At 67.0% G+C, this 23121-nt stretch carries 19 protein-coding genes; 11 read left to right on the forward strand and 8 right to left on the reverse strand.

The annotated features are described in order from the left end of the window. The first annotated feature begins 146 nt into the window (after positions 1–146). Genes ACQR1B_RS04635 through ACQR1B_RS04645 form a run of 3 tightly spaced genes read left to right on the forward strand, consistent with a single transcriptional unit; the run spans position 147 to position 3953 of the window. A complete protein-coding gene (locus tag ACQR1B_RS04635; RefSeq protein ID WP_434837258.1) occupies positions 147–641 on the forward strand; it encodes a (2Fe-2S)-binding protein in 495 nt (164 codons plus the stop codon). Then, complete coding sequence (locus tag ACQR1B_RS04640; RefSeq protein ID WP_434837257.1) at positions 638–1696, forward strand: FAD binding domain-containing protein; 1059 nt, start codon at positions 638–640, stop codon at positions 1694–1696. The genes ACQR1B_RS04635 and ACQR1B_RS04640 overlap by 4 nt, the downstream gene beginning before the upstream one ends. Further along, positions 1686–3953: a xanthine dehydrogenase family protein molybdopterin-binding subunit gene (locus ACQR1B_RS04645; RefSeq protein WP_434837256.1), complete on the forward strand. Its 2268-nt coding sequence runs from the start codon at positions 1686–1688 to the stop codon at positions 3951–3953. Before ACQR1B_RS04640 ends, ACQR1B_RS04645 begins: the two co-directional genes overlap by 11 nt. A gap of 63 nt (positions 3954–4016) precedes the next feature. On the opposite strand, the gene ACQR1B_RS04650 is transcribed toward ACQR1B_RS04645, so the two are convergent. Continuing rightward, the gene (locus ACQR1B_RS04650) at positions 4017–4415 is read right to left on the reverse strand and encodes a PilZ domain-containing protein (RefSeq protein ID WP_434837255.1); all 399 of its coding nucleotides are present in this window, start codon (positions 4413–4415) and stop codon (positions 4017–4019) included. 276 nt (positions 4416–4691) lie between these two features. On the opposite strand from ACQR1B_RS04650, the gene ACQR1B_RS04655 reads away from it, so the two are divergent. From ACQR1B_RS04655 to ACQR1B_RS04690, 8 genes are all read left to right on the forward strand, one after another. Then, positions 4692–5003 (forward strand): hypothetical protein, encoded by a 312-nt coding sequence (locus ACQR1B_RS04655; protein ID WP_434837254.1) that lies wholly within the window; start codon positions 4692–4694, stop codon positions 5001–5003. 219 nt (positions 5004–5222) lie between these two features. Further along, positions 5223–5954, forward strand: coding sequence for an outer membrane protein (locus tag ACQR1B_RS04660; RefSeq protein ID WP_434837253.1), 732 nt, complete (start codon positions 5223–5225; stop codon positions 5952–5954). Between the two features lie 241 nt (positions 5955–6195). Beyond that, positions 6196–8334: a methyl-accepting chemotaxis protein gene (locus ACQR1B_RS04665; protein ID WP_434837252.1), complete on the forward strand. Its 2139-nt coding sequence runs from the start codon at positions 6196–6198 to the stop codon at positions 8332–8334. 360 nt (positions 8335–8694) lie between these two features. Further along, positions 8695–9753 carry an MBL fold metallo-hydrolase gene (locus ACQR1B_RS04670; protein WP_434837251.1) on the forward strand — a complete coding sequence of 353 codons (1059 nt, stop codon included), beginning with the start codon at positions 8695–8697 and terminating at the stop codon, positions 9751–9753. 86 nt (positions 9754–9839) lie between these two features. Beyond that, positions 9840–12464: a metallophosphoesterase family protein gene (locus tag ACQR1B_RS04675; protein WP_434837250.1), complete on the forward strand. Its 2625-nt coding sequence runs from the start codon at positions 9840–9842 to the stop codon at positions 12462–12464. Positions 12465–12520: 56 nt separating this feature from the next. Next, positions 12521–12721 (forward strand): hypothetical protein, encoded by a 201-nt coding sequence (locus ACQR1B_RS04680; protein ID WP_434837249.1) that lies wholly within the window; start codon positions 12521–12523, stop codon positions 12719–12721. A gap of 221 nt (positions 12722–12942) precedes the next feature. Further along, complete coding sequence (gene hemA / locus ACQR1B_RS04685; RefSeq protein ID WP_434837289.1) at positions 12943–14172, forward strand: 5-aminolevulinate synthase; 1230 nt, start codon at positions 12943–12945, stop codon at positions 14170–14172. Positions 14173–14382: 210 nt separating this feature from the next. Then, complete coding sequence (locus tag ACQR1B_RS04690; RefSeq protein WP_434837248.1) at positions 14383–17904, forward strand: PAS domain-containing hybrid sensor histidine kinase/response regulator; 3522 nt, start codon at positions 14383–14385, stop codon at positions 17902–17904. A 60-nt stretch (positions 17905–17964) separates the two neighbouring features. Here the strand turns inward: ACQR1B_RS04690 and ACQR1B_RS04695 are convergent, their stop codons facing one another. From ACQR1B_RS04695 to ACQR1B_RS04725, 7 genes are all read right to left on the reverse strand, one after another. Next, positions 17965–18126 (reverse strand): hypothetical protein, encoded by a 162-nt coding sequence (locus tag ACQR1B_RS04695; protein ID WP_434837247.1) that lies wholly within the window; start codon positions 18124–18126, stop codon positions 17965–17967. A gap of 151 nt (positions 18127–18277) precedes the next feature. After that, the gene (gene rpiB, locus ACQR1B_RS04700) at positions 18278–18727 is read right to left on the reverse strand and encodes a ribose 5-phosphate isomerase B (RefSeq protein WP_434837246.1); all 450 of its coding nucleotides are present in this window, start codon (positions 18725–18727) and stop codon (positions 18278–18280) included. Between the two features lie 111 nt (positions 18728–18838). Next, complete coding sequence (locus ACQR1B_RS04705) at positions 18839–19825, reverse strand: alpha/beta hydrolase family protein (RefSeq protein ID WP_434837245.1); 987 nt, start codon at positions 19823–19825, stop codon at positions 18839–18841. 39 nt (positions 19826–19864) lie between these two features. After that, positions 19865–20644 (reverse strand): GIN domain-containing protein, encoded by a 780-nt coding sequence (locus tag ACQR1B_RS04710; RefSeq protein WP_434837244.1) that lies wholly within the window; start codon positions 20642–20644, stop codon positions 19865–19867. Between the two features lie 205 nt (positions 20645–20849). Continuing rightward, positions 20850–21422, reverse strand: a complete 573-nt coding sequence (locus tag ACQR1B_RS04715) for a DUF1700 domain-containing protein (protein WP_434837243.1) — start codon at positions 21420–21422, stop codon at positions 20850–20852. Then, positions 21422–21745 carry a PadR family transcriptional regulator gene (locus ACQR1B_RS04720; protein WP_434837242.1) on the reverse strand — a complete coding sequence of 108 codons (324 nt, stop codon included), beginning with the start codon at positions 21743–21745 and terminating at the stop codon, positions 21422–21424. The genes ACQR1B_RS04715 and ACQR1B_RS04720 overlap by 1 nt, the downstream gene beginning before the upstream one ends. A 612-nt stretch (positions 21746–22357) precedes the next feature. After that, the gene (locus ACQR1B_RS04725; protein WP_434837241.1) at positions 22358–23047 is read right to left on the reverse strand and encodes a hypothetical protein; all 690 of its coding nucleotides are present in this window, start codon (positions 23045–23047) and stop codon (positions 22358–22360) included. Between the last annotated feature and the right edge of the window lie 74 nt (positions 23048–23121).

The raw sequence follows: 23121 nt of genomic DNA on the forward strand, positions 1-23121 counted from the left end.
GGCATCCTCCGTATACATAGACCTGCCACCCGGGACCGCCAACTTTCCTGCCGTCGTCCCCCGTGCGCTGGATCTGGACGGAGCACTGCCCGTAAGGCGGTGTCCGCTGCGATCCGATTAGGCCATTGCTTCGATCGGAACAACGCATGAATTGGACTGTCAGACTCACCGTCAACGGTGAGCCGCGAACCCTTGCGCTCGACGACCCCCGAGTCACCCTGCTCGACCTGCTGCGCGAGCGCCTCCACCTCACCGGCACCAAGAAGGGCTGCGACCGCGGCCAGTGCGGCGCCTGTACAGTCCTCGTCGACGGCCGCCGCATCAATTCCTGCCTGACGCTCGCCGTCAGTCTCGACGGCGCCGCCATCACCACCATCGAAGGGCTCGCCACCGGCGACCAGTTGCACCCGGTGCAGGAGGCCTTCGTCGCCCATGACGCCCTGCAATGCGGCTTCTGCACGCCGGGCCAGATCATGAGCGCGGTCGGCCTCATCAGCGAGGGCCAGGCCGGCGCTGATCCCGAGCGCGTGCGCGAGGCCATGAGCGGCAATCTGTGCCGCTGCAGCGCCTATGTCGGCATCGTCGAGGCGGTGCTCGACGCGCAGGCGACGCTCACTGATGCGAAGGAGCGCGCGGCATGAACCGGTTCGACTACGTGAAGCCGTCGACGATCGCGGACGCGATCGCAGCCGCCAGCGCGCCGGGCGCGGCCTATCTCGCCTCAGGCACCAACCTGCTCGACCTGATGAAGGGCGATGTCGTCAGGCCGTCGCGGCTGGTCGACATCACCCAGCTCACAGAGCTCACGCGGATCGAGACATCAGGCAATGGCGATGTCAGGATCGGCGCGCTGGTGCGCAATGCCGATCTCGCGCATGATGCGGTCTTTGCGCGCGATTTTCCAGCGGTGGCCGAAGCGCTGCTGTCCGGCGCATCGGCGCAGCTGCGCAACGCGGCGACCGTCGGCGGCAATCTGCTGCAGCGGACGCGTTGCGCCTATTTCTACGATGTGGCTTCGGCCTGCAACAAGCGCACCCCAGGCGCGGGCTGCGATGCGCGGGGCGGCGACAATCATCAGCACGCCGTGCTCGGCTGGAGCGAGGCCTGCATCGCCACCAACCCCTCGGACTTCTGCGTGCCGCTCGCGGCCTTCGATGCCGTCGTCGAGATCGAAGGTCCGGGCGGCCGGCGCGAGGTCGCGCTGGAAGCGCTGCATCTGCTGCCCGGCAGCACGCCGGAGCGCGAGACGGCGCTCGGGCCGGGCGAGATGATCGTCGCGATTCGGCTGCCGGCAGCGGCCCGGGCTTTCGCCAGGCACGCGCGCTATCTGAAGGTCCGCGAGCGCAACTCCTACGCGTTCGCGATCGTCTCGGCCGCAGCCGGCCTGGTGATCGCGAACGGCCGCATCGCCCAGGCGCGCCTGGCGCTCGGCGGCGTCGCGGCCAAGCCATGGCGCGCCCATGAGGCGGAAGCGCTGCTCGCAGGACAGCCGGCGGACGTGCCCGTGTTCGAACGTGCCGCCGCGGCGGCGCTGCGCGACGCAAAACCCTCCGGCGACAACGCCTACAAGATCCCGTTGGCGCGCAGCCTGATCGTGCGCGCGCTCACGGCCGCGGCCCAAGGCACGCCGGCGCGCATGCCGGCGCTGCCGGCCTCTCCCTTCTCCTCCGTTCCAGGAGTGCTCCATGACGCCTGAGCTCAATCTCTCCCGCGATCCCGCCCATCTGCGCCACGGCTCCAACATCGGCCAGTCGCTGACGCGTGTGGACGCCCGCGCCAAGGTCACCGGCACGGCGCGCTACGCCGCGGACAACAATCCGCCCGGCCTGCTCTATGCCGTGCTGGCCGTCAGCAGCATTGCCCGTGGCCGCGTGGTCGCGCTCGACGTCGACGCCGCCAGGGCCCATCCCGGCGTGGTCGAGGTCATGACCTCCGCCAACCGTCCGCCGCTGCATGCGGATCCCGACGGCAAACCGAACCCGTTCGCCTTCAGGTTCGAGGCGCTGCAGAACGATCGCGTGCGCTACGCCAACCAGCCGATCGCCGTCGTCGTCGCCGAATCCCTGGAAGCGGCCACCGAAGGAGCCACGCTGCTGGCGCCGCGCTACGAGGCCGAGCCGGCGCGCATCGGTCTCGATTCCGATGCGGCCTATGTCCCGCCCGCCGTCGGCATGGGCTCGCCGGCCGAAGAGCGCCATGGCGACGTCGAGGCTGCGCTCGCAGCCAGCGACAAGCTGATCACGGCGACCTATGAGACGCCGGCGCATTATCACAATGCGATGGAGCCGCATGCGATCGTGGCGGACTGGCAGGACGACAGGCTCGTCATCGATACGCCGACCCAGGGCCTGGTGTTGATGCGCGGGCGCCTCGCCGAGCTGTTCGGCATCCCGCCGGAGAGCATCCTGATCCGCAGCCCCTATCTCGGCGGCGGCTTCGGCGGCAAGGGGCTGGTCGCCGGCCCGCAGATCCTCGGCATTCTCGCCGCGAAGCTGGTCGGCCGCCCGGTGAAGCTGGTGGTGCGCCGCGAGCAGCTCTACGGCCCGTTCGGCCATCGCTCGCCGACGCGGCAGACGCTGCGGCTTGGCGCCAGCACCACCGGGCAGCTCTCGGCGATCCATCACCATGCGCGGATCGCGACCTCGCGCTTCGAGGACTTCTACGAATCCGCGGCGCATCTGACCCACACGCTGTATGCGGCGCCGGCGATCACCACGACCTACGACGCGGTGCGCATGGACACCGGCACGCCGCTGTTCGTGCGCGCCCCCGGCATTGCGCCAGGATCTGTCGCACTGGAGAGCGCGGTCGACGAGATGGCCGAAGCCTGCGGCCTCGATCCGCTCGCCTTCCGGGTCAAGAACTACGCCGAAGTCGAGCCGGCCACGGGCAAGCCGTTCTCATCCAAGGCGCTGCGCGAATGCTACACGCAAGGCGCCGAGCGGTTCGGCTGGTGGGAGCGGCCGCTGAAAGCGCGCACGATGCGCGACAAGGACGGCTTCCTGGTCGGCTGGGGAATGGGCACCGCGACCTTCCATGCGCTGATGTTCGCCGGCCAGGCACGTGCGGTGATCCGGCGTGACGGCTCTGGCGTGGTCGAGAGCGGCGCCCACGACATGGGCCAGGGCGCCTGGACCGCGTTCGCGCAGATCGCCGCTGACGCGCTGGCGCTCGATCTCGATCAGGTGACGTTCAAGGCCGGCACCTCCGACCTGCCGGATGCCGGCATCGCCGGCGGCTCGGCCCACACCGCCACCGTCGGCACCGCGATCCACAATGCCGGCGCCGCGGTCATCGCCAAGCTCGCCGAACTGGCCACGGCGGACCAGCGCTCGCCGCTCTACGGCGCCGGCAATGCCGGCGTCATCGCCCGCAACGGCCGGCTGCTCCGGCGCGACGACGAGGGCCGCGGCGAGAGCTATGCCGACATCCTCGCGCGCGCCGGGCTTGCCGAGGTCGAGGGCTCCGGCGCAGGCGTGCCCGATCCGGCCGCCAACGCGCAATACGCGATGCATTCGCACGGCGCCGTCTTTGCCGAGGTGAAGGTCGATCCCGATCTCGGCCAGGTGCGCGTCACGCGGATGGTCGGCGCCTTCGCTGCGGGGCGGATCATCAATCCGAAGCTGGTGAACAGCCAGCTCACCGGCGGCATGATCTGGGGCATCTCGCTGGCGCTGCACGAGGAGGCGATCACCGACCGCCGCAGCGGGCGGATCATGAACGCCAATCTCGGCGAGTATCATGTGCCGGTGAGCGCCGATGTCCCCGCCATCGAGGCGTTCACGGTCGAGGAGCATGATCCGTTCGTCAATCCGCTCGGCATCAAGGGCGTCGGCGAAATCGGCATCACCGGCTCGGCCGGTGCCGTCGCCAATGCCGTGGCGCATGCGACCGGCATTCGCGTCCGGCGCTTCCCGGTGCGGATCAGCGATCTCCTGCGCTCCGGCCGTTGAGCGTAGGGCGCGCCTTTGCAGGACACAGCAGCCTCCGTTCCTCGACCGGAACGGAGGCTCTTCTCATTTCATGAGCTTTCGCACCGGGATCGCGCCGCCGGCCTCAAACGATGATCTGAACCAGGCCAGGTAGGCCTCGCGCTGATCGCCGAGTTCGAACTCGACGTGCAGCGTGTCATTGTCGCGGGCGCGGACGTGATAGGGAATGTCGGCGTCGAAACCCGCGCATTGCAGGATGCCGCGATCGCCGATCCCGGGCTCGAGGTCGAACCGGAACCAGGCACCGCCCTCGGAAATATCCACCAGCTCGGCGTTCACGGGGCCCGTACGGTCGTCGATGACCTTGATCGGCAGGCTGGTGCGGATACGAGGCGAGCGGCGGCGATCGGCGTCCGGCGTGTGCGCCACCTTGTCCAGAATGTCGCGTAGCCCGGCAATGATCGCGGACGTCGAGAAGCGCATATTCATGTCGGGGACACCCTCAGCGTGGATTTCGCGCGAAGCCGCCGGTCAGACCATGTCTCCATTCGCGCCCGTCTTGGATCTTGAGCCGCGATCAGCGTGCACGGCCTGTTTTCAAGGATTGTAAATTTTCGACCCCGTAGCATTGCGGCCTCCTCGTCCAGGTTGGGGTCCACCGTTCCAGGCCAGCCTGCGCTGCTGCGGCCGTCTGATCTGGCGCAAGGCGCGCCCTGGCGCGTCTGCCAGGATACGAGCCTCCGCCAACGAGGAATGCCGATGTCGAAACCCGTCCCGGACAAGGCCGAGATCGCGCTCGAATACCCCGACAAGTTCTATGTCGGCACATTCGAACGGTCCTCACGCTTCGAGGCCCACCTCGAACCCGCCGGGCTGGCGCTGACCTTGGAGCGGCCCGGACCGGAGGATGTCCGCAAGTCGATCCACATGCATCTGAACTACGGGCTGCTCGCCGCGATCCTCAACGAGATCGCCGCAGGCATCGGCGCCATTCCCGAGGACGACGTCCTGCACCGCGCCCAGCTGCGCGACGCCGTCGCGACGCTGCACCAGGCTCTTAACGCGCGTTAACCGGTTGTGCCACGGCGGCACGGCGGCGCACGTCCTCAACGCCTGCTCGCGGCTTCGTTTACGCTTTGCTAACTACGCGAAAACGTTTGGTCGCGAACAAGCGGGCTTCGGGACCGGTGTGCTGCGCGAGTGACAGCATTTTACTCAAATCCGATCTATCTCCAATCCATCGACGGCGCGCGATGCGCGAGCCTTGTTAGTCTGAGTTGGAGATCCGCCATGAAGAAGTTCCTGTTCGCAACCGCCGCACTTGCCGCGCTCGCCTCAGCCCCGTCCGCCTTCGCCGCCGATCTCGGCGCGCGCAACTATCCCTATGCCACCAAGGCGCCGGCCTATGCGGCGCCGATCTACAACTGGACCGGATTCTATCTGGGCGCCCATCTCGGCGGCGCATTTTCCAGCGACAACAACTTCTCCGGCCTCGCCACCGGCAACAATTCCAACGGCCGCTTCCTGGGCGGCGTGCAGGTCGGCGCCGACTGGCAGTTCGCCCCGACCTGGGTGATCGGTGCGGAAGGCCAGTACAGCTGGCTGAGCGGCAGCGTCGGCGCGGCGTTCCCCGGCGGCTATACCTACACCAACAGCCAGCGCGGCCTCGGCTCGATTACCGGCCGCTTCGGCTACACCTGGGGTCCGGGCCTGCTCTACGTGAAGGGCGGCTACGCCTATTCGGACAACAACGAGAAGGTGACGCTGGCCGGCACGCCGATCGGCTTCGCCACGTCGGGCGATCACCGCAACGGCTGGACCGTCGGCGGCGGCCTGGAATACATGTTCGCACCGAGCTGGTCGGCCAAGGCCGAGTATCAGTACTACAATTTCGGCAAAGCCAGCTTCGCAGGCCCGGCCGCACTGATCCCGACCGGCAGCTTCACCACCGATGATCACACCTTCAAGGCCGGCGTGAACTACCGCTTCAACTGGGGCGCACCGGTCGCGGCCCGCTACTGATCCGCAGGCGTCAAACAAGAAACCAGGGCAAAGGCCGGCAGCGATGCCGGCCTTTTTCCGTCATGGATGAAGCGATGCGCGCCCCAGCAATCCTTTCCGCACCGTTAAATCCCGCACGATGAAATGCAGAAATGCGCGAAAGTTCAACAACGATCCCGTAGTTTCCCGGATTTGTTAACCGCCTCCCGCGATACTGCGCGAAAGCTTCAGCTACAAGTAGCGCGTATCGGGGGAAACAGAAATGGCGATGAGGTTCAGTTTCGGCAGGGTGTTCGGAGTCCTGCGACCCAAATGGGGCGTCCGGGGCAGCCTGTTCGCAGCGTTCGGCGTGATCGCCGGCATGGCCATCGTCATCAGCATCGGCGCCGGGCTGATGCTGCGCCATATCGGCAGCACCATGGTCGAGCTCTCGGGCCGTGACATCCCGCGGCTGACCGCGAGCCTGCAACTGCTGGCGCAGAGCTCCAGCCTCGCGAGCCTCGGGCCTGCGCTGCTGGGCTCGCAGAGCGAGGACGCGCTCAACGAACGCCTGAAGACGATGCAGGACATCCAGAAGGCCACCCAGCAGCGGCTCTCCGACATCAGCGCGCTCGGCGCCGAGAAGAGCGTGGTCGCGCCGCTGGCCGAGACGATCAAGAACATCAACGAGGCCAACCAGAGCCTGGTCTCCGCGGCGCGCGAGCGCCTCGCGGTCGCGGCCATGCACAACCAGCAGTATGATGCGCTGCGCAAGGCGCAGGCGGAGTTCACCGTCGCGGCCAGTGAGCCGATGCTGGACGCCCAGACCCAGCTCAACGCCGTGCTCGGCGCGGCCGAAGTGTCGGCCGACGACGCCACCGCCGCGGCCCGCTTCGTCGAGCAGCTCGGCAACGTCATCGCATCGGGCAATTTGATCGTCGCGCAGATGGCTGCCGCGCTCTCGGCCAACGACAGCGACACGCTGGAGACGATCGAACGCCAGTTCAAGGACTCGCTCGCCCAGCTGAAATCCAATCTCGAATTGCTGCCGAGCGGACGGGGCACCAAGGCGATCCGTGAGGCCGCGCTGAAGCTCGCCGCGCTCGGCGAAGGCAAGACCCGCGTGTTCAAGACGCGCGAGAAGGAGCTCGACGCCAACGACTACGGACAGACCGTGTTGGAGGAGACGCGCAAGCTCAATGTCGGCCTCGACATCAGCGTACAGCAGCTGGTCGCAGGCGTGCGCAGGTCGACGGAAGGCGCGACCGGCACCGCCGGCCGCGAGATCGAACTGGCGACGTTCGCCATGATCGGTGCGGGGGCCGCCACCCTGCTCGGCTCGTTCCTGTTCGTCTCGCTCTATGTCGGCCGCAACATCCTGCGCCGCATCAGGCGGCTGCAGCAGGCGATGCAGAAGCTGTCGAGCGGCGATCTCGAGACGGAGATTGCGGTCTCGAAGCAGCGCGACGAGATCAGCGCGATGGTCGACACCCTGCAGGTGTTCCGCGACAACATGGTCCGCGCCCGCACGCTGGCCGCGGAGCAGGATCGCGAGAACACCGGCAAGGCCGAGCGCGCCGCGCGCATGGAGGCACGGATCGCCGAATTCGAGGCGACGGTGCGTAGCGCGCTTGCCAATCTGCAGACCTCCGCCACCACCATGCAGACGACGGCGCAGAGCATGTCACAGACCGCCGACCAGTCCAACGCGCTGGTCAGCGCGGTCGCGGCCGCCGCGGAGGAAACGTCGGTCAACGTGCAGACGGTGTCGGCCGGCACCGAGCAATTGTCGTCGTCGATCGCCGAGATCGGCCGCCAGGTCGTGACCTCGGCGCAGATCGCCAAGAAGGCGGTCGAGGAGGCCGGGGCCACCGACGCCACCATGCAGGGCCTCGCCGACAATGCGAGCCGCGTCAGCGTGGTCGTCGACCTGATCCAGGCGATCGCCTCGCAGACCAATCTGCTCGCGCTCAACGCCACCATCGAGGCGGCGCGCGCGGGCGAGGCCGGCCGCGGCTTCGCCGTGGTCGCCCAGGAGGTCAAGAGCCTCGCCAGCCAGACCGCCAAGGCCACCGACGAGATCCGCACCCAGATCGCCGGGATGCAGCAGGTCGCCTCGTCGGCGGTGTCGGCGATCCGCAACATCGGCGGCACCATCGCCGAGATCGACGACGTCACCACCGCGATCGCCGCCGCCGTCGAAGAACAGGGCACCGCGACGCACGAGATCGCCCGCAACATTCAGCAGGCGGCCTCGGGCACCAGCGAGGTCTCCAACAACATCACCGGCGTCTCCAGCGCCTCGGCCCAGGCCGGCACCTCCGCCAGCGAGGTGCTGAGCGCCTCGGCGGCGCTGCGCCGCGAGGCCGACACGCTGCGCGCCGAGGTCGATGCGTTCCTGAGCAACATCAGGGCGGCGTAGTTACCATCCGGGCCTCGCCCTTCGAGACGCCCGCCTGCGGCGGGCCCTCAGGGTGAGGGTTTGAATTCGACACATGGCAACAGAAAAGATCGAAGCAAGAATTCTCCGCTCCCCCTAAATGCGTTTTCGGCGTGTTCATGGTCCGGTGTGCAGTGCCTCGGCTTTTGCCCCTCATGGTGAGGAGCGCCGCGCCGATTGCGCCAATCTAAGGTAGGATGCCGCTCGCGGCGCGTCTCGAACCATGAGGCCCCGCCTGCCGCGTCCCGGAATGCCGTCCAGCCATGTAATGCCGTCCAGCCATGTGTTGTCGGCGTGTTTTTCGGCTGGCGCTCGCCCGCGGCGGCCGTTAATCGATGAGGCATGACCAAGACAGACACCGTTCACTCCTCGGCCGAAGCCCTGCGGTACCCCTGGGAGCAGCATCCCGGCGAGGACCAGGTCGTCGAGGTCGCGCCCGGCGTGTTGTGGCTGCGGCTGAAGCTGCCGTTCCGCCTCAACCATGTGAACATCTACCTGCTGGCCGACGGCGACGGCTGGGTCGCAGTCGATTCCGGTTTCGGCAACGAAGAGTCGATCGCCGCCTGGACGCGGCTGCTCGACGGACCGCTCAAGCACGTCAGGATCAGCCGGCTGATCGTCACCCATTCCCACCCCGACCATGTCGGGCTCGCCGGCTGGATCGTCGAGCGCTTCGACTGCCCGCTGGTGATGTCGCAGGTCGAATATCTGCAGTCCGTATATCACCAGAGCCGCGGCACCGAGGAGCGCCGCAACGCGCAGCGGCTGTTCTTCCGCCGCCACGGCATGGACGAGACCCTGACCGACAAGCTGCTCGGCCGCGGCCAGGACTATCTGCAGCGCGTCTCGGTGCTGCCGGCGTCCTACCGCCGCATCTCCCATGGCGACGAGATCGAGATCGGCAGCCGGCGCTTCAAGATCATCACCGGCGGCGGCCACGCACTCGACCAGGTGATGCTGTATTGCGCGGCCGACAAGCTGTTTTTGTCCGCCGACCAGGTGCTGAGCAAGATCTCGCCCAATGTCAGCGTCTGGGCGGTCGAGCCGGACCAGAACTCGCTCGGCGAGTATCTGGCGTCACTGGCGAGCCTCACCACCACCCTGCCCTACGACGTGCTGGTGCTGCCCGGCCATGGCGTGCCATTCTACGGCCTGAAGACCCGCATCAAGCAGCTCGCCGACCATCACGAGGAGCGCTGCCGCATGATCGCGGACGCCTGCCGCGACGAGACCAAGACGTCGGCGCAGCTCGTCCCGGTCGTGTTCCACAAGCACGTGCTCGACCCGCACCAGATGGGCTTCGCCGCCGGCGAACTGATCGCCCACGTCAACTACATGCTGGTCGAGGGCCGCCTGACCGCCCGCGAGGTCGACGGCGTGCTGCATTATCGCACCACCTGAGGGCCGGGCGGGAACGGACCCGCGGCTCGAAGACTCCCCTTTCGTCGTGCGCTCAACCCGAACTAGAATGATCGGGTGGAGCGGTCATGATCCATATTGCGCATATTTCAGACATCCATTTCGGACAGAAATTCAGCGAGGCCACGTGGCAGGCGGTCGTCGCCTGCGTGGCCGACTTCGATCCTCATATCATCGTGGTATCAGGCGACCTCGTCGACGATCCGTCGCCGGAACATCTGCTGGCCGCCAAGGGAGCGCTGGATGCGCTCCTGCAGCGCACCCGCACCGGTTCGAACACGCGCTGGCGCGGCAACGGCCGCAATGCCGAATTGTTCGTCGTGCCCGGCAATCACGACGTGTTCGAAAGCGGTATCGCCATGGGCATACCGCGACTGCCCTGGTTCGAGCGCATCTTCTTCGGGGGCGACACCACGAGTGCCGAGCAGGCGCTGAAGACGAAGCTCGGCACGACCGCGCTCGACTTCGGCCCGCAACCGCTCGGGCTGCCGGCCGGAATGCGGCCGGAGGACGCCGGCTGGCTTCGCAGGGCCTGGGCACGAACGACGGCGCTGTTCGGCGGGCGAGCCATCATGCCCTGGGATCAGGCCGACGACTTCGCCCGGCTGCTGCCCGCCGCAGCGCCGATGCCGATGGTCCGCGTCGCCCGGTCGGCGCCGATCCTGCTCGCCTTGTTCGACTCGAACGGCCCAGGCGGCGATCTCGGCTTCGCGACCGGCACCGTCGACAACGACGTGCTGCTGACGCTGCCGGCCAAGCTGCAGCAGGCCAAGGAGAACTATGTGGCGCGCGTCGCGATCGTGCACCACCATGTGCTGCCGATCGCCTTTGCGCCGAACGGAAACAAGAAGACCGGCGAGCCCATGATGGTGTTCCGCAACGCAGGCGCGCTGCTGCGAATTCTCGCCAACCATCAGTTCGACCTCGTCCTGCACGGCCACTGGCACAAGGCGCAATTCGCGCGCATCGACTTCGGCGACGATTCCAGCGACGGCTATCCGATGGCGGTGGTGTCGGCCGGCAGCGCCGCCATGGCCACGCCCGACAATACCAACCACAACAGCATCAACCTGATCAGGGTGGCGCCGACCGGCCAGATCGAGGTCAAGAGCGTGTTCTATGGCGCCGGCCAGTCGCCGCGACCGGACGGCACGGCGGGCGCCGACTACCGCGTCTACAAGGAGCCGCTCGCGGCCGCGAAGCGTCGTGCCCATGTGCGTGCCCGCGAGCGGCACCCGATCGAGTGCGAGGAGCGCGAGCAGAGCTGCGAAATCACCGAGAATGGCGATCTCTGGCTGACCCACCGGATCAAGGGATTGCGGGTGCAGGGCGACATCGGCCGCTACGAAAAGCGTCCACTGATCATGTATCTGCCGACCTACGGCCATTTCGTGCACGACACCCTCATGCCGGCGCCGGAGACGGCGAAAGCGGGTTTCGCGATCGTTCCGGCGCCCGACTATCCGAGGAGCGCGAGGAACGACCAGCAACGCGACTACTACTGGCTCAAATTTCCCGGCGGCGGCATCTCGAAGGGTGACAAGCCGCTGGCGTACGAGTTCAGCCATGGCTGCGCCAACTGCATGATGATGACGCAGTGGGAAGCCGTCGAGCGGCTGGAACGCGGCACCCGAAAGCAGCATCCGCCAGGCTTCGACGATGAATGGGTCGCGACGCGTGTCACCTTTCCGGCACGAACACTGATCTTGAAGGTGCGGTTTCCGAAGAGTCTGGCCGACGTGCAGCCCTACGTCGAATGCCGGCGGCCTCCCCGCTATCCCAACTACGATATTGACGAATGGGGCGATGCGAAGCTCGATGGCGACGACGGCGCCGTCGACGCGCCGTCCGGGCTGGAGATCGACTCCGGGACGTTGCAGGAAGAAGCGCCGGCCCTCAGCTACGACGCACGCTCGCAGACGTGGAAGCTGGTGATCGACCACCCGCTGGTGGGCTACCAATATTCACTGCGCTGGCAGGTGCCTGGTGAGCCCGAGGATGTTACGATCGCGGGCAATACACGGGAATGGCATCGCACGCTGCTCAATCTGGGCGAGCGCATCGATGATGGCGAGACCACCGATGACGATCGCGAGGCGATCCGGCAGTTCGGGCTTCTGATCCAGACCCTGGAAAAAGAGCTGCGGCTGGGCCGCGCCAGCCGGGACGAAAAATGGACCATCGCGCTGCTGGTCCACGACGCCGCGCAGCTGGTCCTGCGGCCCGTTCTCAGCCGGCGCTCCGGTCCACGGCGCGAGCAGCTGCCCCGCAGCTTCAGCATCCCCTATGGCGACGGCGTCAGCGGGGCCGCCTTCCAGCAGCGGCGGACCATCGCCTGGAGCCATCGTGGCGTGATCAGCGACCCCCAAGGGGTCGCACAGTCCCTGATCACGCCGGTGCCCTATCCGCCGACCGAGGATGGCGACGAGGCGGTCCACGTTCTCGCCCTGCCGGTCTATCATACCGGCACCGAGGACGCCCGACGGCCGCCGCCCTGGGCCACGATCGGCGTGGTTACCGTCGATTCATCCTCTTATGCTTCTTCTATCAAGGACATGGACGACAAGCAGCGGCTGTTGCTGCGCGCGCTGGCGCAGGCGCAGATGGACAACATCATCCGTGCGGTACGCGGCGAGCGCGACGAGGCGGACGGCTCGACGTCTTGCGGCGCAGCGGATCGGCCATTATCGTAAATTGGTCGGCTGCGGGTGCACGGCGAGAATCGATCCACGGGACTTCAGGAGAAACCATGTTTCGTCTCAATCTTGGCGGCGGTGCCGTGGCGTTCGAAACCGAAGGCGAGGCTGATCGCATCGGCAGCGTGGATCCGGCCGAGCTGACTTCGCGCGAATGGCCGCCGGAGGTGGTGGCAAACATCCGCCGTTACCAGGAGCGTCTCGCCCATCCGATGGTGAAATCGGCCTCGGAGGAGCCCGACAGCGGCTCTTGAGGCCGAGGGCTCGCGCTGATGCGCGGCGTTGCCGCAAAGCCGACGCGGTTCGGCCGTCATCATGTCTCTTGGACAAACCTCTTGGACAAATCGCCCAATTCGGACCGTGGGATTCCGGCTCGACAGCCGCTCTGGAAACGCTCTAATAAGGCCTGCACACCCCGCCGCTGCGAGGGTCCGTTTCCATGCGCTGCGCTGCAGTGCAGCACGCAGGTTTCGTGATGGACTACAGCCAGTACTTCAGTGCCGCTCTCGGTCGTCTGCATGATGAGCGCCGCTACCGCGTTTTCGCCGATCTCGAACGCATCGCCGGCCGCTTTCCCCATGCGACGTGGCATTCGCCGGACGGTCCGCGCAGCGTCGTGATCTGGTGCTCCAACGACTATCTCGGCATGGGCCAGCACCCGAAGGTGGTCGGCGCCATGGTCGAGACCGCGACCCGCGTCGGCACCGGCGCCGGTGGCACCCGCAACATCGCGGGCACCCACCATCCCCTGGTCCAGCTCGAGGCCGAGCTCGCCGATCTGCACGGCAAGGACGCGGCGCTGCTGTTCACATCCGGCTACGTCTCCAACCAGACCGGCATCGCCACGCTGGCCAAGCTGATCCCCGACTGCCTGATCCTGTCGGATGCGCTGAACCACAATTCGATGATCGAGGGCGTGCGCCAGTCCGGCTGCGAGCGCCAGATCTGGCGCCACAACGACCTCGCCCATCTCGAGCAGCTCTTGATCGCCGCCGGCCCCGCCCGGCCGAAGCTGATCGCCTGCGAGAGCCTGTATTCGATGGACGGCGACGTCGCGCCGCTGGCTGCGATCTGCGATCTCGCCGAGCGCTACAACGCGATGACCTATGTCGACGAGGTCCATGCGGTCGGCATGTACGGCCCGCGCGGCGGCGGCATCGCCGAGCGCGACGGCGTCATGCACCGGATCGACATTCTCGAAGGCACGCTTGCCAAGGCGTTCGGCTGCCTCGGCGGCTACATCGCCGCCAGGGGCGAGATCATCGACGCCGTGCGTTCCTACGCGCCGGGCTTCATCTTCACGACCGCGCTGCCGCCGCCGATCTGCTCGGCCGCGACGGCTGCGATCAAGCACCTGAAATCATCGAGCTGGGAGCGCGAGCGCCATCAGGACCGCGCCGCCCGCCTCAAGGCGATCCTCAACGCCGCCGGCCTGCCGGTGATGGCCAACGACACCCACATCGTGCCGCTGTTCGTCGGCGATCCCGAGAAGTGCAAGCAGGCCTCCGACCTGCTGCTGGAACAGCACGGCATCTACATCCAGCCGATCAACTACCCGACGGTGGCCAAGGGCAGCGAGCGCCTGCGCATCACGCCCTCGCCCTATCACGACGACGGCCTGATCGACCGCCTCGCCGAGGCGCTGCTGCAGGTCTGGGAGCGTCTCGGACTTCCGCTGCGCAAGACGGCGATGGCGGCGGAGTAGTTCTAGCTTCTGTTTTGGTGAGCGCACAGCTCCCGCCGCAAGGCGGTGCGCTCCCCTCCCCCTTGCGGGGAGGGGAGCCGACCGGCCGCACCGAACGAGTTCGGCTCCCAACACCACGAACCGCCACATCCCTATCGCCGCGCCTGCTGCAAAGCGCTAAGTTCGCAGCCCAATTCAAGGGGCGGAGCGATTGAGGAGGTCGCTTAGGCCATGCTGCATGACTGGGGCGTGATCGCCGCCGCGTTCGGCTATATCGGCTTCCTGTTCCTGGTCGCCAGCCGCGGCAACCGGGCCGGCAACCGGCGGCCGGCGGAGGGGCGCGGGCGGCTGTCCGGGCTGATCTACCCGCTGTCGCTGGCGATCTACTGCACCTCCTGGACCTTCTTCGGCTCGGTCGGCTTCGCCTCGCGCACCAGCGTCGATTTCCTGGCGATCTATCTCGGCCCGATTCTGATGGTCGGCGCCTGCACGCCGCTGCTGCGCCGGGTGATCCAGCTCGCCAAGACCCAGAACATCACCTCGGTCGCCGACCTGATCGGCGCCCGCTACGGCAAGAGCCAGGCGGTGGCGGCCACCGTGGCGCTGATCGCGATCATCGGCTCGGTGCCCTACATCGCGCTGCAGCTCAAGGCCGTCGCCTCCTCGCTGCAGACCATCCTGATCGACGACCGCGCCTTCGCCCACATCCCCTTCGTCGGCGACATGGCGCTGATGGTGACGCTCGCGATGGCCGTGTTCGCGGTGCTGTTCGGCACGCGGCAGACCGACGCCACCGAGCACCAGCACGGCCTGATGCTGGCGGTCGCGACCGAGTCGATCATCAAGCTGGTCGCCTTCATCGCCGCGGGCGCCTTCGTCACCTTCTGGATGTTCTCGCCGGTCGAGCTGATCGAACGCGCGATGAAATCGCCGGAGGCCGAGCGGGCGTTGGAATATGTGCCGGGCATCGGCAATTTCCTCACCATGACGCTGTTGTCGTTCTGCGCCGCGATGCTGCTGCCTCGCCAGTTCCATGTCAGCGTGGTCGAGAATGCCAGCGATGTCGAGGTGTCGCGCGCCCGCTGGCTGTTCCCGCTCTATCTGGTTGCGATCAACCTGTTCGTGATTCCGATCGCGCTCGCCGGCCTCGTCACCTTCCCGTTCGGCGCCGTCGACAGCGACATGTATGTGCTGGCGCTGCCGATCGAGGCGGGCTCGCAATGGCTGTCGATCCTCGTCTTCGTCGGCGGCCTGTCGGCGGCGACCGCGATGGTGATCGTCGAATGCGTGGCGCTGTCGATCATGGTCTGCAACGACATCGTCGTGCCGCTGGTGCTGCAGCGCCAGCAGGAGCAGCGCGAGGTCGGCCGCGACTTCGCGGGCTTCCTGCTCGGCACCCGCCGCATCGCGATCTTCGCCATCATGGTGATGGCCTATTTCTACTACCGCGCGCTCGGCAACGCCCAGCTCGCCGCGATCGGCCTGTTGTCCTTTGCCGCGATCGCCCAGCTCGCGCCGAGCTTCTTCGGAGGCCTGCTGTGGCGGCGCGCCACCGCGCGCGGCGCGATGGGCGGCATGCTGGTCGGCTTTTGCGTCTGGCTCTACACGCTGTTCATCCCGAGCTTCCTCGACACCTCGACCACGGGCATCCTGTTCCTGCAGCACGGTCCGTTCGGCTTCGAGCCGCTGCGGCCGCAGGCGCTGCTCGGCACCGACCTGCCGCCGCTGCTGCATGGCGTGCTGTGGAGCCTGTCGCTCAATCTCTTGACCTACGTCGTGCTGTCGCTGGCGCGGCAGCCGTCGTCGATCGAGCTGCTGCAGGCCGATTTGTTCGTACCGGCCGAGCTGACGCCGAGCGCGCCGAGCTTCCGGCGTTGGCGCTCGACCGTGACGGTGCAGGACATCCAGAGCACGGTCGGACAATATCTCGGGCCCGACCGCGCCCGCGCCTCGTTCGAGACCTTCGCGGCCCAGCGCAACATGTCGCTCGATCCATCGGCGCCGGCGGATTTCGAGCTCTTACGTCATGCCGAGCACCTGATCGCCTCCTCGATCGGCGCCGCCTCGTCGCGCCTCGTGATGTCGCTGCTCTTGCGCAAGCGCACGGTCTCCGCCAAGGCCGCGCTGAAGCTGCTCGACGATTCCCACGCCGCGCTGCATTTCAACCGCGAGATCCTGCAGACGGCGCTCAACCATGTGCGCCAGGGCATCGCGGTGTTCGACGCCGATCTGCAGCTGATCTGCTCCAACGGCCAGTTCGTCGACCTGCTCGGCCTCCCGCCGCATCTGGTGCAGATCGGCAGCCCGCTGAAGGAGATCCTCGAATTCATGGGCACGATCGGCGCGCCGACCGATGAGGACGGCGAGGCGCTCCTGGCGCGCCGGCTCGCGGCCTACACCAGAGAGGGCGAGCCGTACCTGGAGCGCCTCGCCGACCGCCACATGGTGATCGAGGTCCGCACCAACCGCATGCCGGATGGCGGCCTCGTCATCACCTTCACCGACGTGACGCCGTCGTTCGAGGCTGCGGAAGCGCTGGAGCGCGCCAATGCGACCCTGGAGAAGCGCGTGCGCGACCGCACCGAGGAACTGACGCGGCTGAACTCGGAGCTGGCGCTGGCCAAGAGCGCCGCCGAGGACGCCAACATCTCCAAGACCCGCTTCCTCGCGGCCGCCAGCCACGACATCCTGCAGCCGCTGAACGCGGCGAGGCTCTACGTCACCAGCCTGGTCGAGCGGCAGACGGCCGGCGAAGACTCGCGGCTGGTCGAGAACATCGACGACTCACTCGAGGCGATCGAGGAGATCCTGGGCGCGCTGCTCGACATCTCCCGGCTCGATGCCGGCGCGATGACGCCGCAGGTGTCGAGCTTCAAGATGGCCGACCTGATGCGCTCGCTGGAGATCGAGTTCGCGCCGGCCGCGCGCGCCAAGGGCCTGGAACTGGTGTTCGTGCCGTCATCACTGCCGGTCGAATCCGACCGCCTGCTGCTGCGCCGGCTGCTGCAGAACTTCATCTCCAACGCCATCAAATACACCCCGCACGGCCGCGTGCTGGTCGGCTGCCGCCGTCGTGGGCGATCGCTGCAGATCGGCGTATGGGACACCGGCGTCGGCGTGCCGCCCGGCAAGCGCGGCGAGATCTTCAAGGAATTCCACCGGCTCGAACAGGGCGCACGGATCGCGCGCGGCCTCGGCCTCGGGCTGTCGATCGTCGAGCGCATCGCCCGCGTGCTCAACCACGGCATCGCGCTGGCCGCGAATCCCGGCGGCGGCTCGGTGTTCTCGGTGACGGTGCCGATCGCCGCGGCGATCAACCACACCGCAGCCGTGACCAGCGCGACGCCGCTCGCGACCACGCCGATCTCCGGCGCGCTGATCGTCTGCATCGAGAACGACCCGGCGATCCTCGACGGCATGAAGACGCTGCTGACCGCCTGGGATGCCGAGGTGATCGCCGTGCCCGACCCCGAATCCGCCGTCGACGCCATCGCGGCCCGCGGCGGCGCCGTCACAGGCCTGCTGGTCGACTATCACCTCGACCGCGGCAACGGCATCGCCGCGATCCGCGACATCCGCCGCCGCTTCAACGAGGCGCTGCCCGCGATCCTGATCACCGCCGACCGCAGCCCCCACGTCCGTGCCGCCGCCCGCGACGACAACATCGCCGTGCTCAACAAGCCGCTGAAGCCGGCCTCATTGCGCGCGCTGTTGGGACAGTGGCGGATCCAGCAGATGGTGGCGGCGGAGTAGTTCGCAAAGGCGTAGCGGCTCACCCGAAAAACAGGCAGCCCCGCCGGGCGAACAAGACGATCAGAAAAGACCGGGACTGAGATCCAGCCCGTAGGTCAGCGTCAATATCCATACGAAAAATGAAGCAGCGAAAAACAGCACCAGATGTTTGAGCAACTCGTCTTTTGCACCATCCGATGACTCGGAAAAAGCCCTCGAAAGAGCCCTGGCCATGGCAGTCATATGCGACCTCTACCTCCCCCGTCTTGAAATAGGTCAGACGAAGAAGTGAAAGGTTCACCAGGGCGGGAACGCTGACCCGCAGCAGCGCGGCGCACCTGGACCTGCCCTTGTCTGCCGCAATTTCTGGTCCGCTCGCAGTCAGGCGTCGGCACTACGCCTCCAGCGCGGTGATCATATCCACCCGCGCCGCATGGCGGCCGCCCTCGAAATCCGCAGTGAGGAACGCGTCGACGATATCGAGCGCCAGCCCCTCGCCGACCACGCGCGCACCGATCGACAGCATGTTGGCGTCGTTGTGCTGGCGGATCATCCGCGCCGAAAAGGTGTCCGCGCAGACGCCGCAGCGGACCCCCTTGATCTTGTTGGCGGCCATCATGATGCCCTGGCCGGTGCCGCACAGGATGATACCCAGCCGGCAATCGCCGGACGCGACGCGACGCGCGGCGGCTTCGCCATGCTTCGGATAGTGCGTGCTCTCCGGCGTCGTCGGTCCGATATCGACCACCACCCAGCCTTTCAGCGCGAGATGAGCGGCAATGGCTTGTCGCAAGGGGATGGCGGCGTGGTCGCTGGAGAGCACGACGCGGTTGTGGGCGGTCATGGAGCAGGCGTCCTGTTTTCTGGGGCAAGTGAGCGGGGCGGCCGAGTTGGATCAGCCGTGCAAGGTGCCGTCCATGTTCCGTGTCGTGACGAACGGAGCCGAATTGAGGCCTCACTCCGCCGGTCGGGCCAGCCGCGCCCGGAAGAAGGCGAGCACCTCGGCGTTGAATTCTGCGTGGAAGGCGGCGCGATCGAAGCCCGGCGCATCGGCACAGAGGTCGGACTGCGCCTGGATCAGTGCCGGCGGACAGGGGAAGAAGGCAAAGTGGCCGGAGTTCGGCACCACCCGATAGTCGTGTCTTGCTGGAAGATTTGCGTCGATAAAGGCGACATGGCTGGGCAGCACGCCGTCGCCGCCGCGGCTCGAGGCCCAGAGTTGAACCGGCGCCTTGATCGGGGCCAGACTCTCGGCGGACAGGAAGATCGCCAAGGGATCGGCGAGCACGGCGGCCTTGATCCGCGGATCATGCGCGAGCGGTTGGGCAGGGTATTCTTTGGCCAGGATCTCCTGGCAGAACCGCCGCTGGGCTTGCTGACAATTATGCGACGCCTCGCCGGCCCAGTCCGGATCGGCCCCGAGCAGCACGAGCCCAGTATAGCCGCCGCGGGAAAAGCCGAAGAAGCCGATCCGGTCGCGGTCGATGTGGGCCGCAAACGGCGACGGGCCGGTCATGACATCGATCAGCCGCTTGATGTCGGTCGGCCGCTCGACGAACACCGAGAGATCGCCGGACCGGCTCAGATCCCGCGCGGTATCGCCGGGGTGATTGATCGCTGCGACCACGAAACCGTGGTCGGCAAGCGTCTCGGCCGTATCGTGATTGCCGAGAAACGAGCCGCCGCGTCCGTGAGACATCGCGACGAGCGGCAGATGCTGCCCCGCGAGCGGACAGTCCTTCACGCCTCTCAGGGTGAAGATGCCGACGGAAATTTCGTCCGCCTTTTCGTCGCAGGGATACCAGACCATGCCGTGAATCGCCGGCCCCTCTGCGTCAGCTGGAATGTCGATCGAGCGCAGGCCGGCGGCTTGCGTCAGCGTTGCGGTGAGACAGACGACGAGCGTCGAAACGACGCGGCAGCTACTCATCAAACGGGACATCGACCTCTCCTGGAGTGATCCGACGGGTGTCGGAGGGGCTCAAGGCATCTGCTTGATCTGTCCTGATCCAGAAACGTGGGAGTTGAGCCGTGCGACCGCACCATGCAGTCGCACCGCGGCGCTGCCCGAGACGGAGATATCGGCGTCCTGTCGTGGCGCGAGATCGACGTCGCCGCTGCCGTGAACCTTGGCGGTGGCGCGTTCGGCGATCAGCCTGCCCAGATCGGCGCGTCCGGAGCCGGTGGAGGCGAGCGACACCTCATGCGCCGATCCGCTGGCAGTGATGCCTCCGCTGCCGTGCAACGTGATGCGAAGCTGTTCCTGCACGTCGGCGAGATTGAGATTTCCGCTGCCGCGCAGGCTCGCAGTGGTGGCGCGGGTGACGAGGCGGCCGAAATCGACCCGGCCCGAGCCTGACGCATCGACGGCGGCGTCGCCGACTTCGCCGCTGGCGGTGACGGCGCCGCTGCCGCGCGCGGTGACGCGCAGCGCATTCTGGCGGAGGTCGGAAAGATCGAGGCCCGCCGCCCCATCGACGGTCCATTCCGTGACCGCAGGGCCCGAGAGTTGGACGACGAGATCATCTGCGCGGAAGCAGTCGACCAGCCTGCCCCACTCGGCCGCGTCCCACTCCAGGATCCCATCGCGCAGGCGCACGTGGCCGACCAGATCGGCGTCACCCGTGAGGCTGGCCCCTGGCGTCGGCGCAGGCGAATAGTGCACATGCGCCGGAATCCTGATCTTGACGGCGTTGCCGCCGGACCATGCGAGATCGACGGTCCGGCGCTCGCGCGAGGCCGAATTGGTCGACCACGGCATCGCTCCGCAGCTTGGCCCGCCTGCCCAGGATTTTCCCACCCAAGATCTGCCGATCCAGGACCGTCCTGCCCAAGGGAGATCTTCGCCGGCGGTCCAATCTTCCGCCGACGCGAGCGCAGTGATGATCCCGCACGCTGCGGCGATGCCCAATGACACCACCGCGATCCTTCCGAGTTGTCCGCTCATTGCGCACCTCCGATCTTGGTCAAGCAGGGTCGTGTTCCGGCCTGAGCAGCCGGTAGTGCAGCCGCGCATAATTGCCGAGCATCTTCACCGCAGCATTGAGCGCCAACAGCAGCAGCGCGCCGCAGCCGACGCTGCCGGCGATGAACCCGATGCCGGCCACCGCGCGCAACGCCATCGCGGCAACCGAAGCGAAGTGCCCGATCTTCAGGAGACTGAGGAGCAAGCCGATGCCGACGATGCCGAGCACCAAGACCACGAGACCAACCGCCAGCGTCACCAGCATGACGGCGAACAGCAGCGGCAGCAGCAGCAGGATGTCGACGGTGGCCAGGCCGCCGAGCGCCAGCAGCACGGCGGCGGAGTTGCCCAGGCTGCGGTGGTTCTCCCAATGGCGCAGTCCGGTCTCGGCGCGCAGCTCGCGCGCCAAGCGCCGCGGGTCACCCAGCGCGGCGGCCACCTCCGCCTCGTCGCGCCCCGAGGCGGCGGCCTCGTCGAAATAGGACATGTAGTCCGCGATGATCTCGTCGACGTCATCAGCGGGCAACCCGGCGAGACCGTCCTTGAGCAGGCCCAGGAAGGCGACGCGGTTCATCAGCGTTCTCCCAGCAATCTGTTGACCGCGTCGGCGAACGTTCGCCACTCGCGCTTCTGCGCCGCAAAGGCGGCACGGCCCGCCGGCGTGAGCCGATAATATTTGCGCGGCGGGCCGCTGTTGGATTCGGCGAGGCGCGTTTCCACCAGCTTGTCGTCCTGCATGCGCCGCATCAGCGGATAGATCGTTCCCTCGCCCATGCCGACTCCGGTCGCGAGCTCGCTGGCAATCTCGTAGGCGTAGCTCTCGCCCCGCGCCAATAGCGCCAGCACGCACATTTCGAGCGCTCCCTTCTTGAGCTGCACCTGCATCTGTTCGGTCATGGAGAGAAGGTATCACAAGGTAGTGTGTATTACAAGGTACCTGTTTATGACAGATCAGGCTGCCAAGCGGCCGGAAGCTGCAGCGCCCGCCAAGAGACATCGGAGCTCCTGGCGCAGCGATCCCTATCCTGATTTCTTTTTCAAGACGTCACACTGCGGATCATCCCTCATGAGCACGGCTATCGCATACGATGATCGCGGTTTGTCCTCGTCTCTCTCGACGTCGTCATGGCCGGGCTCGTCCCGGCCATCCACGTCGTCCGGCATGCTGAGAACGACGTGGATGCCCGGGCCTTCGCCGCGCCGAAGCGGCTTCGGCCGCGCAGGCGGGACGGAGCCCGGGCATGACGGAGTAGCTCATTCGGCAGGATTACCCGCCGGGACAGTTCCTCAGCTTCATATGCGATAGCCCTGCCCCATGAGGGCGCCTGCGGTCATCTCGAACGCAAGGCGCGGATCGGGAGCCTGCGCGGCTCAGCGTGCCGGGCGATGCGCGACGTAGGCGGTCCGACGTCCCGGCTCGAAGCCGCAATTCTCATAGAAGCGATGCACGCGCGGATCCTTGCGTCCGCTCTGCAGCAGAACGTGATGGCAATCCTTCGCCCGAGCCACCTATAGCGCCCCGGCACGACGTCTCCAGATCCTCAAGGAACCGAGACTCTCGAATCCTACCTGCTTGGCGGCGGCCAGATCATCGCCGTGCTCGTAGCCGACCAAAGGCAGGCCGGAAAAGATGTCGCCCGCCAGCGCGATGAGATCTTGCCACACCAGCTCCATTCGTGAGCCAAACAGATTCGACAGGCCGACGGCATCGGCTCCTCGATTGAGGATGCCCCCGCCCACGAGGCCATCGTCTCCCCGCAGGGAGACAAAGACGATGCTGTCGTCTGCAAGCAGGCCGGGCATGAACACGCGTGGCGGCGGGCTCGCAACCGGATTGGGTGCGTCGCCGGCCCAGGACCGCTCCCAGGCGGTCAAGCCGGCCTCGTCGGTCACGATGGTCGAACGGTAGCCTGACCGATCGGGCCTGACGTCGGGCTGCGCCCGGGTCAGCGCGATCCAATCGGCATCGAACAACGGCGCGAAGCCGAGCGCTTCCAAGTGCAGGCAATTGAAGCTGTCCTTGACGAACCACTCCCTTGGTCGCGTCGAGCCAACCAGGTCGGCGATGGCCTTCAGCTGGGCCGCCGCGGCCTCCACGCCGGCCGTCGTCACCACGTCGGGATAGAAGCGTGGCGCTCCCAGCCGGGTCAGCCAGAGCGTTTCGCCAAATTCGCCGGGATGATCCTGCGCCCGGCACACCGCATCGCACCAGATGGCGTTGTTGAGGGCCGCCCGTGCCGTGATGCTTCTCGTCATTCCCGCTCCATCTCGAC

This window comes from Bradyrhizobium oligotrophicum (assembly GCF_051168495.1).
GTDB lineage: Bacteria > Pseudomonadota > Alphaproteobacteria > Rhizobiales > Xanthobacteraceae > Bradyrhizobium > Bradyrhizobium oligotrophicum_A.

Coding starts and splice junctions, on each gene's coding strand:
- ACQR1B_RS04635 (WP_434837258.1), top strand. CDS start 147: ATGAATTGGACTGTCAGACTCACCGTCAACGGTGAGCCGCGAACCCTT.
- ACQR1B_RS04640 (WP_434837257.1), top strand. CDS start 638: ATGAACCGGTTCGACTACGTGAAGCCGTCGACGATCGCGGACGCGATC.
- ACQR1B_RS04645 (WP_434837256.1), top strand. CDS start 1,686: ATGACGCCTGAGCTCAATCTCTCCCGCGATCCCGCCCATCTGCGCCAC.
- ACQR1B_RS04650 (WP_434837255.1), bottom strand. CDS start 4,415: ATGCGCTTCTCGACGTCCGCGATCATTGCCGGGCTACGCGACATTCTG.
- ACQR1B_RS04655 (WP_434837254.1), top strand. CDS start 4,692: ATGTCGAAACCCGTCCCGGACAAGGCCGAGATCGCGCTCGAATACCCC.
- ACQR1B_RS04660 (WP_434837253.1), top strand. CDS start 5,223: ATGAAGAAGTTCCTGTTCGCAACCGCCGCACTTGCCGCGCTCGCCTCA.
- ACQR1B_RS04665 (WP_434837252.1), top strand. CDS start 6,196: ATGGCGATGAGGTTCAGTTTCGGCAGGGTGTTCGGAGTCCTGCGACCC.
- ACQR1B_RS04670 (WP_434837251.1), top strand. CDS start 8,695: ATGACCAAGACAGACACCGTTCACTCCTCGGCCGAAGCCCTGCGGTAC.
- ACQR1B_RS04675 (WP_434837250.1), top strand. CDS start 9,840: ATGATCCATATTGCGCATATTTCAGACATCCATTTCGGACAGAAATTC.
- ACQR1B_RS04680 (WP_434837249.1), top strand. CDS start 12,521: ATGTTTCGTCTCAATCTTGGCGGCGGTGCCGTGGCGTTCGAAACCGAA.
- hemA (WP_434837289.1), top strand. CDS start 12,943: ATGGACTACAGCCAGTACTTCAGTGCCGCTCTCGGTCGTCTGCATGAT.
- ACQR1B_RS04690 (WP_434837248.1), top strand. CDS start 14,383: ATGCTGCATGACTGGGGCGTGATCGCCGCCGCGTTCGGCTATATCGGC.
- ACQR1B_RS04695 (WP_434837247.1), bottom strand. CDS start 18,126: ATGACTGCCATGGCCAGGGCTCTTTCGAGGGCTTTTTCCGAGTCATCG.
- rpiB (WP_434837246.1), bottom strand. CDS start 18,727: ATGACCGCCCACAACCGCGTCGTGCTCTCCAGCGACCACGCCGCCATC.
- ACQR1B_RS04705 (WP_434837245.1), bottom strand. CDS start 19,825: ATGTCCCGTTTGATGAGTAGCTGCCGCGTCGTTTCGACGCTCGTCGTC.
- ACQR1B_RS04710 (WP_434837244.1), bottom strand. CDS start 20,644: ATGCCGTGGTCGACCAATTCGGCCTCGCGCGAGCGCCGGACCGTCGAT.
- ACQR1B_RS04715 (WP_434837243.1), bottom strand. CDS start 21,422: ATGAACCGCGTCGCCTTCCTGGGCCTGCTCAAGGACGGTCTCGCCGGG.
- ACQR1B_RS04720 (WP_434837242.1), bottom strand. CDS start 21,745: ATGACCGAACAGATGCAGGTGCAGCTCAAGAAGGGAGCGCTCGAAATG.